The 13,639-nt window shown below is 63.3% G+C and carries 12 protein-coding genes and 1 pseudogene; 5 read left to right on the top strand and 8 right to left on the bottom strand.

Annotated features, from left to right (window positions below):
• Window positions 1–4: 4 nt before the first annotated feature.
• A complete protein-coding gene (locus E1N52_RS12515; protein ID WP_133183100.1) occupies window positions 5–760 on the bottom strand; it encodes a transporter substrate-binding domain-containing protein in 756 nt (251 codons plus the stop codon).
• A 70-nt stretch (window positions 761–830) separates the two neighbouring features.
• Window positions 831–1,580 (bottom strand): IclR family transcriptional regulator, encoded by a 750-nt coding sequence (locus E1N52_RS12510; RefSeq protein WP_133183099.1) that lies wholly within the window; start codon window positions 1,578–1,580, stop codon window positions 831–833.
• Between the two features lie 171 nt (window positions 1,581–1,751).
• Between E1N52_RS12510 and E1N52_RS12505 the strand changes: the two genes are divergently transcribed.
• Both E1N52_RS12505 and E1N52_RS12500 read left to right on the top strand, forming a co-directional pair.
• Entirely contained in the window at window positions 1,752–2,747 is a 996-nt protein-coding gene (locus tag E1N52_RS12505; RefSeq protein WP_133183098.1) for an ABC transporter ATP-binding protein, read from the top strand.
• Window positions 2,744–3,505, top strand: coding sequence for an ABC transporter permease (locus E1N52_RS12500; RefSeq protein WP_042270119.1), 762 nt, complete (start codon window positions 2,744–2,746; stop codon window positions 3,503–3,505). The genes E1N52_RS12505 and E1N52_RS12500 overlap by 4 nt, the downstream gene beginning before the upstream one ends.
• 47 nt (window positions 3,506–3,552) lie before the next feature.
• On the opposite strand, the gene E1N52_RS12495 is transcribed toward E1N52_RS12500, so the two are convergent.
• The 4 genes from E1N52_RS12495 to E1N52_RS12480 all read right to left on the bottom strand — a co-directional run bounded on the left by E1N52_RS12495 (window position 3,553) and on the right by E1N52_RS12480 (window position 7,805).
• Window positions 3,553–4,908, bottom strand: a complete 1,356-nt coding sequence (locus E1N52_RS12495; RefSeq protein WP_246089040.1) for a tryptophan leader peptide — start codon at window positions 4,906–4,908, stop codon at window positions 3,553–3,555.
• Window positions 4,909–5,009: 101 nt separating this feature from the next.
• Complete coding sequence (locus tag E1N52_RS12490; protein WP_133183097.1) at window positions 5,010–5,777, bottom strand: ParA family protein; 768 nt, start codon at window positions 5,775–5,777, stop codon at window positions 5,010–5,012.
• 352 nt (window positions 5,778–6,129) lie between these two features.
• On the bottom strand, window positions 6,130–6,666 hold the full coding sequence (locus E1N52_RS12485) for a nucleoside deaminase (RefSeq protein ID WP_133183096.1): 537 nt from the start codon (window positions 6,664–6,666) through the stop codon (window positions 6,130–6,132).
• Window positions 6,667–6,692: 26 nt separating this feature from the next.
• The gene (locus tag E1N52_RS12480; RefSeq protein ID WP_133183095.1) at window positions 6,693–7,805 is read right to left on the bottom strand and encodes a BMP family ABC transporter substrate-binding protein; all 1,113 of its coding nucleotides are present in this window, start codon (window positions 7,803–7,805) and stop codon (window positions 6,693–6,695) included.
• Between the two features lie 207 nt (window positions 7,806–8,012).
• Here E1N52_RS12480 and E1N52_RS12475 point away from each other — a divergent pair, with 207 nt between their 5' ends.
• A complete protein-coding gene (locus E1N52_RS12475) occupies window positions 8,013–8,450 on the top strand; it encodes a cupin domain-containing protein (protein ID WP_133183094.1) in 438 nt (145 codons plus the stop codon).
• A gap of 19 nt (window positions 8,451–8,469) precedes the next feature.
• On the opposite strand, the gene E1N52_RS12470 is transcribed toward E1N52_RS12475, so the two are convergent.
• Window positions 8,470–9,810, bottom strand: coding sequence for a polyhydroxyalkanoate depolymerase (locus E1N52_RS12470; RefSeq protein ID WP_133183093.1), 1,341 nt, complete (start codon window positions 9,808–9,810; stop codon window positions 8,470–8,472).
• A 312-nt stretch (window positions 9,811–10,122) separates the two neighbouring features.
• Here E1N52_RS12470 and E1N52_RS12465 point away from each other — a divergent pair, with 312 nt between their 5' ends.
• Together E1N52_RS12465 and E1N52_RS12460 are read left to right on the top strand one after the other, a co-directional pair.
• Entirely contained in the window at window positions 10,123–10,782 is a 660-nt protein-coding gene (locus E1N52_RS12465) for a glutathione S-transferase family protein (RefSeq protein WP_069263162.1), read from the top strand.
• A gap of 155 nt (window positions 10,783–10,937) precedes the next feature.
• Window positions 10,938–12,410 (top strand): annotated as a pseudogene (locus E1N52_RS12460) (circularly permuted type 2 ATP-grasp protein).
• Between the two features lie 37 nt (window positions 12,411–12,447).
• Here the strand turns inward: E1N52_RS12460 and E1N52_RS12455 are convergent.
• Window positions 12,448–13,521, bottom strand: a complete 1,074-nt coding sequence (locus tag E1N52_RS12455; protein ID WP_133183092.1) for a zinc-binding metallopeptidase family protein — start codon at window positions 13,519–13,521, stop codon at window positions 12,448–12,450.
• Between the last annotated feature and the right edge of the window lie 118 nt (window positions 13,522–13,639).

The raw sequence follows: 13,639 nt of genomic DNA, 5'->3' as shown, positions 1-13,639 counted from the left end.
CGCTTCACTTCGATCCCGTGCCGAACCACTTGTTCACGATCTGGGCGTAGGTGCCGTCCGCCTTGATCTTCGCAAGCGCAGCGTTCAGCGAATCGCGCAGTTGCGGTTCGTCCTTGCGCACGGCAATGCCATAGGCTTCCTTCGTCAGCTCCGTGTCGAGCACGCGAAAGCCCGAGCGCGTGCGGGCGAACTGGTACGCGGCGGGCTTGCCGGTCACGGCGGCGTCGGCGCGGCCGATGCCGACGAGATCGAACATTTCCTGATTCTTCTCGACCTCGACGCGCGTGACCTTCGGGTAGTTGTCGCGCAGGAAGTTCACCGACTTCGTGCCGACCTGCACCGAGACCTTCTTGCCGTCGAGATCGGCGAGCGTCTTGATGGGCGAGTCGGCCTTCACGAGCGCGACGAGGCCGCCTGCGAAATACGGCTGCGTGAAGTCCACCACCTGGCTGCGTTCAGGCGTGATGTAGATGCCGGAGATCGCGGCGTCGAAGCGGTGCGCGATCAGACCCGGAATCAGCCCCTTGAAGTCGATGTCGGTCCATTGGACCTGCTTGCCCATTGCCTTGGCGAGCGCGTTCATCAGGTCGACGTCGAACCCGGTGCGCTGACCATTTTCCGTGAACTCCATCGGCGGGAACGTCGCGTCGGTCGCGACCTGGAGGACGTTCTGCGCTTGTGCGCTCGCGGTGCCGGGAGCGGCGGCGGCGAACATGGCGAGGGCGACGCACGTGGCGGACAGCAGTTTGTGCAGTTTCATGTTGGACTCCTGTGTGGTTTCTCGGGACGCTGCGGTTTTGGGCTTCGTTCTTTGGCTTCGTTCGTTGCAGTCAATCGGTTTGCAGACGGGCGGAAATGGTGTGCGCGGTGCGCAAGGTCCAGTCGGCGAGCTGCAGCTCGCGGCCCGCCACGCGCGACGACGGCGCCATCAAGGTGATCGACGCGTTAGCGCCCGCGCCGCGCGCAACGCGCCGGAACACAGGCGCACTCACGCCCCATACGCCAGGGTCGACTTCGCTTTCGCTCACCGCGTAGCCGCGCGCGCGGATCTGCTCCAGTTCCGCTTCCATGGCGGCGCGGCCCTGAAGGTCGCCGGCGAAGAGGCGATCGAGCGTCTCGCCGCGCGCCTTTTCGTGCATGAACGCGAGCAACGACTTGGCCGACGCGCCGGCCTTGAGCGCAACCGCGCGCCCCTTCTCGAACGAGCAGCGCAGCGAATGCGTGCTTTCGACCATTTCGAGGCAGACGACCTGATCGTTCACGGCGACGACGAGGCCGACGCTCTCCTGCGAGGTCCGCGCGAGTTGCAGCATGCCTTCGCGGCTCGATTCGACAAGCAGTGAATTGACGTCGAAGCCGAGCGCAAGCTGCAGACTGATGGGGCCCGGCGCGTAGTAGCCGGCGTCTTCAGTCACGAAGCCCCAGCGCTTGAGCACCGCGACCTGGCGGTAAAGTGTGCTTTGCGCGAGCCCTGTGGCCGCAAGCATGTCCTTCGCGGACATCGCCTTGCCGCGGCTCGCGAGTGCCGAAAGCACCAGTAGCAGGCGCTCTGCGCCGGTGACACCGGGTTCCTGTTTCACCTGAATGACGAAGGCTGAATTGATGCACTCAGCATGCCACGTCACTCCCAGAAATCAAAAATACGATTCCCAGCGAATGGGAATGACACGAGAGGGTTTTCCCTGGCGATGTTCGATGTCCCGCGTGGGTCCGCGCGGTGTCTTTTACCGGCTTCTGGTAATGTCACGCACATGCAAACGATCCTCTCCATCGAGAATCTCTCGAAAGTCTATGCATCGGGACTCCGGGCGCTCACGAACATCAATCTGGACATTCAGCGGGGCGAAATCTTCGCGCTGCTGGGGCCGAATGGCGCGGGCAAGACGACGCTGATCAGTATCATCTGCGGCATCGTCAATGCGAGCGAAGGCAGTGTGCGCGTGGCCGGTCACGATATCCTCACCGACTACCGCGCCGCGCGCTCGCTGATCGGCCTCGTGCCTCAGGAGCTGACGACCGACGCGTTCGAAACGGTCTGGGCCACTGTATCGTTCAGTCGCGGCCTGTTCGGCAAGCCGCCCAACCCCGCGTATGTCGAGCGCGTGCTGCGCGATCTCTCGCTGTGGGAGAAGCGGAACAACAAGATCATGACGCTCTCGGGCGGCATGAAGCGCCGCGTGCTGATCGCGAAGGCGCTCGCGCACGAGCCGCAAGTCCTGTTTCTGGACGAACCGACGGCGGGTGTGGACGTCGAGTTGCGCCGCGACATGTGGGAACTCGTGCGCGGGCTCAAGGCGAACGGCGTGACGATCATTCTGACGACGCACTACATCGACGAGGCGGAGGAGATGGCCGACCGCATCGGCGTCATCAACTCAGGGAAGATCATGCTCGTCGAGCGCAAGGACGAGCTCATGCGCAAGCTCGGCCGCAAACAGCTGACGTTGCAGCTCGACGCCCCGCTGCGCGCCATTCCGGACGGGCTCGCCGCCTGGGGGCTGGAGCTGGCCGATGGCGGCTCCGAACTCACCTATACCTACGACAGCGAAAACGAACGCAACGACATCATCACGACGCTGCTCAAGAACCTGAACGAGGCCGGCATCGGCTTCACGGACCTGAAAACGAGCCAGAGTTCACTGGAGGACATCTTCGTGAGTCTCGTCCATAAAGACCCGGCGGCCGCTTCACGGCCCACGCCAGATTCGGTCGCAGAAGACGGCAAAGGACAGGTAACTTCCCGATGAACCATTACGCAATTCGCGCGATCTACCGGTTCGAAATGGCGCGCACGCGGCGCACGCTGATGCAGAGCATTGTCGCGCCGGTTATTTCGACCTCGCTCTACTTCATCGTATTCGGTTCGGCAATCGGTTCGCGCATCAAGGAAGTGAACGGCGTCAGCTACGGCGCGTTCATCGTGCCGGGCCTGATCATGCTCTCGCTGCTGTCGCAGAGCATCTCGAACGCGTCGTTCGGCATCTACTTCCCGCGCTTCACGGGCACGATCTACGAGCTGCTCTCCGCGCCCGTGTCCTACCTCGAAATCGTGGTCAGCTATGTCGGCGCGGCGGCGACCAAGTCGGTCGTGCTCGGGCTCATCATCCTCGCGACCGCGGCGCTCTTCGTGCCGATCCAGATCCAGCATCCCGTGTGGATGGCGCTGTTCCTGCTGCTCACCGCGGTCACGTTCAGCCTGCTCGGCTTCATCATCGGCATCTGGGCGGACAACTTCGAGAAGCTGCAAATCGTGCCGCTCCTGGTCATCACACCGCTGACCTTCCTCGGCGGCGCCTTCTACTCGGTCGACATGCTGCCTACGGCGTGGAAGGTGATCACGCTGTTCAACCCGATCGTCTATCTCATCAGCGGTTTTCGCTGGAGCTTCTACGGGCTCGCGGATGTCGACGTCGGCGTGAGTCTCGGCATGACAGCCGCCTTTCTCGCGCTGTTCCTCGCGATCACCGCATGGATCTTCAAGACGGGCTACCGGCTGAAAACCTGACATTAGCGACTGACGTTGGCTAACTAGCCGGGTGCCCGCCTCGAACTTCAGGCCGGCACTTCTCCCGGCGCGCCGTCGAGCGGCCGTTCGTGCTGGCCGTTCAGGGGAGCGGCGAACGTGCCGTCCAGAATACGCAGCTTGTCGGTCATATCGGGAAAGTTGTGACCTGCCGCGCGCAGCTCGTTCACGAGCCGATGCGCAACGGCCCTGCAGTGCGCCAGCGTTTCGTGCAGACGTGGATCCGACTGCAGGCCGGTCACCGCCTTCTCCAGATCCGCGGGAGATTCGCTCAGCAAAGCGGGAACGACTTCGTCCGGCGGGATCAGCGAGCCGTGACTCAGCAATTGCGCGGTCCAGTCGCAACCGTACAGCAGTGAGCGCCGTTCGGCCCTGCGCGCTTCGTCCTGCTCGAGCGCGGCGAGGCTGTGGCGATTCTTCTGAATCTCTGCGCGCCACGGCGCCAGAACGTCGGCACGCAGCGCCGCGATCGCTTCGCCGAGCGCCGCGTTCTGCCCACCGGCGACCAGGCGGCGTTCATCGAGCCGGTCCACTTCGTCCCGATAGCTTTCGAGGTATGCGAGCCAGTTCAACGGCAGCTCCGGCTTTTCGAAGAATGCGCGGCGCACGTCATTGAGTTCGTTGCGAATATCCTGCAGCGCCTGGTTGTCGGCAAGACGCGCCTCATGCACGTCGTGCGCCGTCACCATCTGCCGGTGCAGTGGAAAGAGCGGATTGCTGTAGCGCCGCTGCAAGTGCCGCTCAGCCGCGCCCGGCCGGGCGCTCCATTTCCAGTTGGGCAACGATTTCGCGTCGAATTCGACCGCCTGAATCATCGGCCGGAAAACGGACAGCGCTTCGTCGGTGGCGTGGCGAAAGCAGTCCGCCAGCTTGTAGTCGTTGCCATGCAGGGAGGCGGCCGCATCCCCCGCATAAGGCGAGTCGGGCCTGAGCCTGAGGGTGCCGGTGGCCAGAAAGAATTCCATCGGCAACTCGACGCTCATGCCTTCGAGACTGAACACACGCTGCCCGGAGGCAATCGCCTCGACAGCGTGCGCGAGGCGGTTCTCCTGATCGAGGAGCGCATCGATCGCTTCTCCCGACGACGGCTGCGCCGCGTCGGCTAGCAGGCAGAACGTTTCGCGCGCCATTCTCGCCGCGATGGTGCCGTGCTTCTCGGCAAAGAGCCAAAACCAGAGGGCGAGCTGATAGCCCTTGACCCCATTTTGGGCGATCGATTCGACTTCGGGTGTGAACGCGATGCCGGGCGCGGCCCAGTTCGTGAACGGCGGCGTGCCAACGCCCTGATACATGCTCAAGAGTTGGCGTATCGATTCATGCGTATCGGTGGGCCAGTTGCGCGCCTCTTCCTGGCGCTTCTCTGTCTTCCAGAACCTCCAGTCCATTCTGCACCTCGCAAGAGAGCAAGAGTCGTGGTGCGACTCGCTGCGAGGGATACTTGCACACTCCGCCGAGGGCGTAAACCGGTGATGTCCGGTGTTGCCCTTCAAGCCCCGCTCAGTTCCTGATGGAGCGCGACGAATTCGCGCGTGAGTTTGTGCGCCGGATCGAGGTGAACAACGGGCTTCGCCTGCTGATGCGATTCGCGAATCTTCACCGACGAAGACAGCCGCGACGACAGCACCGGCAACCCTTCATCGACGAGTTCGTCGACAAGTTGCTGCGGCAGGCTCGCGCGCGGCTGGAACTGGTTGATGACGATGCCTTCGACCGTGAGCGCGGCATTGTGGTCCTGCTGAATTTCTTTCACGTTCTCGAGCAGCGTATAGAGTGCGCGGCGCGAGAAGTCGTCGCAGTCGAATGGAATGAGGCAGCGCTCGACCGCGATCAGCGCCGAGCGCGTGTAGAAGTTCAGCGCAGGCGGCGTGTCGATGTAGATCGCATCGTACATGTCGAGTTCTTTGAGCGCGTCGCGCAGCTTGTAGATCTTGTAGCGCGACTCGAGCTTCCCGTGCAGCGTGTCGAGATCGGGATGCGCGGGCATTACATCCAGATTCTCGAAGGGTGTCGAATGAATGAACGACGTGACCTCGATCGGCCGGAAGCTGAACGTCAGCGCGGTTTCAAAGAAGTCGGCGACGTTGGGCTTCGCGTCGGCGGAAGCCGCGCCGAGCAGGTACTGGCTCGAATTCGCCTGCGCGTCGAGGTCGATGACGAGCGTACGCCGCCCCTCGTTCGCGCTGATCGCAGCGAGATTGCAAACGATCGTTGACTTGCCTACGCCACCCTTCTGATTGAACACCACGCGCCGCATGTCTTCGCTCCCCTGTTTCTCTCTCAATCAATGAGATGGATTGGGATGAGCATACCCGATGCGGCGGTGCAAAAAAGTTTTTTGGTGGCGGTTTTCCTGGCAAGCGCAGGCATGCGGCTAATTACATAACCGCTTCATTTTCCAGAGCCTGGCTGGTTATAACCAGTACCACCGTCGCATGCGTAACTTGCGGTGGCTGGCAGCGCCAGGACAAGCGATAGAGCCAACAGGGCTGCAAAGATGCGCCGAGCTTTCATTTGCGTTTCTCCTGTTCAAATGGATGCCGGTGCGTTAAGCATAGGTCAGGTGAGTTAAAGCGCAATTACGCGCGATTACAGCCAGAAGCCTTCGCTCAAGAGTGTCCCCAAAATTTGCGCTGCACCTGCATCACTTCTTCTTCGACCTCGGCTACGGGTCCGATCAGGTCGACGCGCTTCTGGCAATGATCGAAAACATAGCGCGACGACACGCTCATGGTCGGGTTCTCCGCGTGATTGCCCGTGGCCTGCAGCAGCCGCTCTTCGGTCATGCCGAACACCACGCGCCCGATGTTCGCCCAATAAGCAGTGCCCGCGCACATGCAGCACGGCTCGACCGTCGTATAGAGCGTGCAACTCCACAAGAACTGCGGCGTGAAGTTGAGCGCGGCGATGCGCGCGAGCACGGCTTCCGCGTGATTGACGGTATCGACATTACCCTGTTCGATGAGAACCGATTCCTGATCGGGCCCGACGAGAATGGCGCCGAACGGGTGATGGCCCAACTGCGTCGCGCGTTCCGCGACTACGCTTGCGTGCCGCAAATGGCGGACGATCTGTTCGCGCGTCGGCGCGAGCCCTTGCTCAGGGAATGCCGAAGCGTTCTGTTGCGGGGGATTGGTCAGGCTCAAAACGTGTCTCCTCCTTGTTAGTGGTGTTACTTCGGCAACGCGCCGTCTACGCCCTGTACGAACCAGTTCAGCCGCAGCAACTCGGCGTCGGGCAGCGACGTGCCCGCCGCCACCTTGATCGCGCCGCTCTGATCCTTGATCGGCCCCGCGAACGGATCGAATTTGCCGGCGATGATGTCGTCGCGCTTTTGCGCGAGCGCCTTTTGCGCGGCAGGCGAGACGGTTGCGGTGTTGATGTCGGCGAGGTCGATGGCTTTTTCCTTGAGGCCCCACCACGTCGGCGTGTTGGTCCACGTGCCCGCTTGCACCTGGTCGATCAGGTGAGAGTAATAGACGCCCCAGTAACTCACGCAAGCCCCCAATTGGGCATTCGGGCCGAACTTCTTCATATCGGAGTCCCAACCGAATGCGTGCACTTTCTTCTGCTCGGCCGTCTGCATCGTCGCCGTCGAGTCGGTGTTCTGGATCAGCACGTCCGCGCCCTGTCCGATCAGCGTTTCGGCCGCCTGTTTCTCCTTACCCGGATCGAACCAGCTATTGATCCAGATAACCTTGACCTTCGCATTCGGATTGACCGAACGCGCGCCCATCGTGAAGGCGTTGATGTTGCGCACGACTTCGGGCACCGGCACCGAGGCGACGAAGCCGAGCGTATTCGTCTTCGTCGTATAGCCGCCAACCAGGCCGGCCAGATACGCGCTCTGGTACGTGCGCACGTCATAGGTGGCGAAGTTCGCGGCCTTCTTGTAGCCCGTCGCATGCTCGAAGACGACGTCGGGATAGTCCTTTGCGGTCTTCAGTTCGAAGTCCTGAAATCCGAAGCTCGAGCCTACAATGATCTTGTTGCCCTTGCTCGCGAGATCGCGAAACACGCGCTCCGAGTCGGCGGATTCGGGTACGTTCTCGACGCGCGTGACCTTGATCTTGTCGCCGAATTTCGCTTCGATCGCCTTCACGCCCTGTTCGTGCGCATAGGTCCAGCCTGCGTCGCCGGGGTTGCCGAGATAGACGAACGCGACGCCCATCGGCGCCGCGGCGGTCGCCGTGGCGCTCAGCGCGGCACAGGCGCCGAGCGCGGCGAAAAGCGTTGCTACGACGCGCAGTGAACGCGCCGCCGCGCAAGCGAATGTTGTTGCCATGAGGTCTCCGAAGCAGGGAATGGGAAGGTCAAATAGTGGTCAGTCAAAATCGAGGCCGAAATGTCGATTCATTATGTGGTGAATAACGGAATCGATATAACGCTCCGTATATCGTTGAAGCACGCGAACATCCACCGTTTCACGCTGGAACGCGTCGTGCTTGCCGAACCCCTTGCCCCTTCAACCTTTGTGCTCGGGAGACCTGTCATGCAAACCGCACTCGCTACTGACTTTTCGCACGTCAAGCCGCAGGACACGTCGTTCACGAGCGGCGGGCTGCGCGACTTCTTTGTCTATCGCGACCTGGGCATCGCCAAGGCCACGCATGGAAAAGTGGTCGCGCAACTCGTCAGGGCAAATCTTGCGCCGGAACTGGGCACGGGCTGGCACCGGCATGAGGCAGATTTTCATATCGTCATCATGCTCAAGGGCTGGGCGCGCTTCATGTACGGCGAGAAGGAAACGCTCGTCGAAGCGGGAGACTGCGTGCATCAGGCGCCGGGCATCGCCCACTATCTCTTCGACTACTCGCCCGACATGGAGTACCTCGAAATCGTGAGCCCCGCCGACTTCAAGTCGATCGATGTGGAAGCGCCCTGCGCCGTGCCCGCGCCGACAACCTGGCAAGCGAGCCCCATAACGTAATGCACCCGCCCTGGTTGGGCTATGTTGCGGCGGCGCGGCTGATTGCCGTCGCGGCATGCGCATCGGCGTCGAGCAGCGCGCGCAGGGTCACCCGATCGTCGCCTACCGCCTCCGGCGCCGCGATGCGCCGCGCGCGCGGTTCGTGGTCGTGAATGGTCGAACGCACGAGCGGATAGATTTGCGTGTCCCAGCGGCGGCCATTGAATACGCCGTAGTGGCCTACGCCCGTCTGCACATGATGCGTCTTCATATACGGGCGCAGCCCCCGGCACAGGTCATGGGCGGCCACGGTCTGGCCAACCGCGCAGATATCGTCCTTCTCGCCTTCGATCGTGAGCAGCGCGGTGCGGCGGATCGCATGCGGCTCCACGAGGCGCTCGCCGACCTTGAGCTTGCCTAGCGGCAGTGCGTATTCCTGAAACACCGAACTGACCGTTTCCAGGTAGAACTCGGCCGTGAGATCCGACGTGGCGAAGTACTCGCGGTAGAACACGTTGAGCGCATCCGCTCTCGTGGGGTCGCCCTTCGCCCGCTCGTGGCGCATCTCCTCGAACGAAGCCAGGTGACGCTCCAGGTTCATCGACATGAACGCACTGAGCTGCACGAAACCCGGATATACACGACGCTGCGCGCCGGGAAAACCGCCTGGCACCGCGCTGATGAGATTGCGCTCGAACCACGTGATCGGCTTGCTGTTGGCGAGTTCGTTGACCTTGGTGGGATTCACGCGGCAATCGATCGGTCCCGCCATCAGCGTCATGCTCGCGGGCTGCGCGGGATCGTTGTCGGCGGCCATCAACGATACGGCCGCGAGCGCCGCGACCGTCGGCTGGCAGATCGCCACCAGATGCGCATCGGGGCCGATCCGCCGAATGAAGGACATGACGTGCTCGACATATTCGTCGAAACCGAAGCGCCCCGCCGACAAGGGCACATCGCGCGGGTTGTGCCAGTCGGTGATATAGACGTCGTGGTCGGCGAGCATGGTGCGCACGGTGCCGCGCAGCAGCGTCGCGAAGTGCCCCGACATCGGCGCGACGAGCAGCACGCGCGGCTGCGGCGTGGCGACGTCCTTGCGAAAGTGCAGCAGCGAGGCGAACGGCGTGCGCTTGACGACGGCTTCCGTCACCGGCGTGTGCACGCCATCCACCTCCACCCCGCCGATTTCGAACGGCGGACGCGCGTGCGAGAGCCCGGCAAGCTCGATTTGCTCCCACCAGGCGTCGAGATAGCGCGCATCGAATCCGCACGCGAGCGCGGGCCACGCCGCGAGCGCCGCACGCGAGAACGACGCGCTGGCGCGCCCGAACCTCGTCGAGTCCGCGATCGTCTGGTAGGCCAGATAGGCGAGCAGGTTCATGGGCGCAGCTCTCGATTGTTTTGAACGCGAAGCGAAGCAGGCAATACGTATGCCAGAAGCGTTCATTGGCACAGTGCTTGCACCTTTTCGGCGAGGCGCGCGAGCACGCGTGCGTTGGCCGGCGCGCCACGCCATGGCTGCCGGGCGCGGGCGCTCGGCAGGAAGCGGCGGCGTTGCCTTCCTGCATGCCGCAATGTAGTGCGTCGAATCGGCGCGAGCGGTGCATGCAGGCGCGATGCGCGCATTCGGTGCATGCGGCCTTATGACCGTCACACTGCTCGCAGCCATGTCCTCACCGTTCAGGAGCTTCCCATGAGTCAGACGAATACGACCCTGACGATCAGCAGCCGGAACTATTCGTCGTGGTCCATGCGCGGCTGGCTCCTCGCCAGACTCGCAGGACTCGAATTCGACACGGTGACGGTGCCGCTCGACGACGCGGCCACGCGCGCCGAACTGCTGCTGCTCTCGCCTTCGATTCTCGTTCCCTGCCTGCGCCACGACGGCATCACGGTCTGGGACACGCTCGCGATCTGCGAATACCTCAACGAGATCCAGCCGCAGGCGCAACTGTTGCCCGCCGACCGCACGGCGCGCGCGCACTGCCGCTCGGTGTGCGGGGAAATGCATTCGGGCTTCAGCGCATTGCGCTCCGCACTGCCGATGAACCTGCGCGGCCACTTTCCGAACTTTCGCGTCTGGTCGCGCGCGCAGGACGACATCGCGCGCATCGTGACTATCTGGCGCGAATGTCTGCAGAAGTATGGTGGGCCCTGGCTCTTTGGCGAGATCGGCGCGGCCGATGCGATGTATGCGCCCGTCGTCACGCGCCTGCTCACGTATGACGTGCCGATCGACCCCGACATCGGCGACTACTGCATGCGCGTGCTCAAGCAGCCTTACGTCGCTGAATGGATCGCGGCGGCCCAGTCGGAAACCGAGGACATCGACGAACTCGATATGGAGTTCTGAGCGTCCCCGTGCACCAACATCGCGCGCGCCGGGCCCCTGGCATCGGCATGGAAGTTGCATTGGCCCCTTGCAGCCCGATCACCGAACAGTACGAAGAAACGGCGCGAAGAAACTCGAAGAAACGAGCGCAATAAAGCAGCGAACGGAAAACGCATATGAAGCCAACATTCTTCAACGAGATGTTCGAGCACGGGGATTTCGACGTTCGGGGCCTGGCGGCCACGGCGTTCACGCAGGCCGGCGAGCCGCGCGCCCACTACCGTGAATTCTTCGCCTGGATGCGCAGGCAGAGCGAGCAGCAGATGCTCAAGAAGCGCACGGAAGCCGATGCCATCTTCCGGCGTGTGGGCATCACCTTCGCCGTTTATGGCGAAAAGGACGTAACGGGCGCGGGCACCTAACGCACGATCCCCTTCGACGTCATACCGCGCATCTTCCAGCGCCAGGAGTGGAACACGCTCGAGCGCGGACTGCGCCAGCGCGTGAACGCGCTCAACCGCTTCATCCACGACATTTATCACGATCAGGAGATCGTCAAGCGCGGCATCGTGCCCGCCGACCAGATCCTGCGCAATGCGCAGTACCGCCCCGAGATGCAGGGCGTGCATGTCGCGCACGACATCTATGCGCATATCGCGGGCATCGATATCGTGCGCGCCGCCGAGGGCGAGTTCTACGTGCTCGAGGACAACCTGCGCGTGCCCTCCGGCGTCTCGTACATGCTGGAAAACCGCAAGATGATGATGCGGCTCTTTCCCGATCTGTTCGTGCGCAATCGCGTGGCGCCTGTTGCGCACTACCCCGACCTGCTGCTCGACACGCTGCGCGCCGCCGCGCCGCCCGGCACCGACAACCCGACGGTCGTGCTGCTCACGCCGGGCATGTACAACTCGGCCTACTTCGAGCACGCGTTCCTCGCGCAGCAAATGGGCATCGAGCTCGTGGAAGGCCAGGACCTGTTCGTCGAGAACGATCACCTCTATATGCGCACCACGAAGGGCCCGCAGCGCGTGGACGTGATCTACCGGCGCGTGGACGACGACTTTCTCGATCCGCACGTCTTCCGCTCCGACTCGACACTCGGCGCCGCGGGCCTCATGAACGTCTACCGCAAGGGCAACGTGACGCTGTGCAACGCGGTGGGCACGGGCGTCGCCGACGACAAGTCGATCTACCCCTACGTGCCCGACATGGTGCGCTTCTATCTGGGCGAGGAACCGCTGCTCAAGAACGTGCCCACGTGGATGTGCCGCAAACCCGACGACCTGCGCTACGTGCTCGACCATCTGCCGGAACTGGTCGTAAAGGAAACGCACGGCGCGGGCGGCTACGGCATGCTGATCGGTCCCGCTGCCACGCGTGCCGAGATCGAGGCGTTTCGCGCAGCGCTCATTGCGAACCCGGACAAGTACATCGCGCAGCCCACGCTCTCCCTTTCCACCTGCCCGACGTGGGTCGAAACGGGCGTCGCACCGCGCCACATCGACTTGCGTCCGTTCGTGCTCTCCGGCAAGGAAGTGCGCATGGTGCCGGGCGGGCTCACGCGGGTCGCGCTGCGCGAGGGCTCGCTCGTGGTCAATTCCTCGCAGGGCGGCGGCACGAAGGACACCTGGGTGCTGGAGCGCTGAGCGGGCACAGCAACGAACTCGCGCGGCGCGTGGGCCTTCACGACCGCGAAGACGAAGCCGAGATCACGCGATGAACGAAGCGCAACTTGTCGATGACGGGCGAAGCCAGCGCGAACGGATAGCCGTCGGGCATGCCGAGGCTGCGGTTCAGGCTGTTGAGCGCGTAGGTCAGCGGAAACCAGCGCGCCATCAGGCTGTCGAAGCTCGCCTCGTCCACCGGCGTCTGGTCGACCAGCGTGGGCTCGTCGGGGCTTTCGGGCAGCAGCGCGAGGCCGCAGGCCGTCGCCGTGTCGAGCGTATCGACGATATGCAGGTAATGCGCCCACGTCTCGGCCCAGTCCTCCCACGGATGCACCGACGCATACGCGCTCACGTGGCGCTCGGCCCAGTCGGGCGCGGGGCCGTCGGCGTAATGCGCGGCAAGCGCGGCGGCATAGTCGGCGCGCTCGTCGCCGAAGCGACGGCGAAACGGTTCGAGCCAACGGCCCGTCGGCTCCTGCGCGATGAGACGATCGAAATAGTAGTGGCCGACCTCGTGGCGAAAATGCCCCAGCAAGGTGCGATACGGCTCGTGCAGCGAAACGCGCGTGCGCTCGCGATGTGCGTCATCGGCCTCGGCGATGTTCATCGTGATGAGCCCGTGATCGTGGCCCGTCATGATGCGCTGGCCATCGCCCGTCTCCTCGAGAAACTCGAATTGCAGGCCATGTTCCGGGTCTTCGACGCGCGTGACGAGCGGCAGACCGAGCGCCCCCAGCGTGTAGAGCAGGCGCCGCTTGGCCGTTTCGAGGCGATACCAGTAAAGGCGGTTCTCGGGCCGCGAGAGGTCGGGAATCGTGAGCGTGAACTGGCAGGCGCGGCACAGCGTGTCCTCGCAATCGGCCGGGATCATGCCGTTGCAGACATTTTCGATCGCGTAGTTGTGGCACTGGCGAAAGAGCGCGCCTTGAGCTTGCGCATTCAGGCTGCCCCAGCGGCCCTCGCCTGCATCCTCGAACGCGTGCATCTCGCCCGTCTGCGGCACATAACCCAGTCGCGCCTCGCATCGCCCGCAGCGCTCGTTTTCGAAAAACACCAGCTGATTGCACTGATCGCAGTGAAAGGTCTTCATTGCCGCATTCCTGTGATGGCCGCGCGTTCCGCTGTGCCCCGCGCAGCACGCCGCGTGCCTCGCCCTCGCGCGGCCGCCGCTGTCACATCCTGCACTTTTGCCATGCGCATCATAGGCG

It is taken from the genome of Paraburkholderia guartelaensis, assembly GCF_004353905.1.
Lineage (GTDB): Bacteria > Pseudomonadota > Gammaproteobacteria > Burkholderiales > Burkholderiaceae > Paraburkholderia > Paraburkholderia guartelaensis.
Note: the sequence above shows the minus strand (reverse complement) of the source record. Positions and strands in the feature narration are given on the sequence as shown.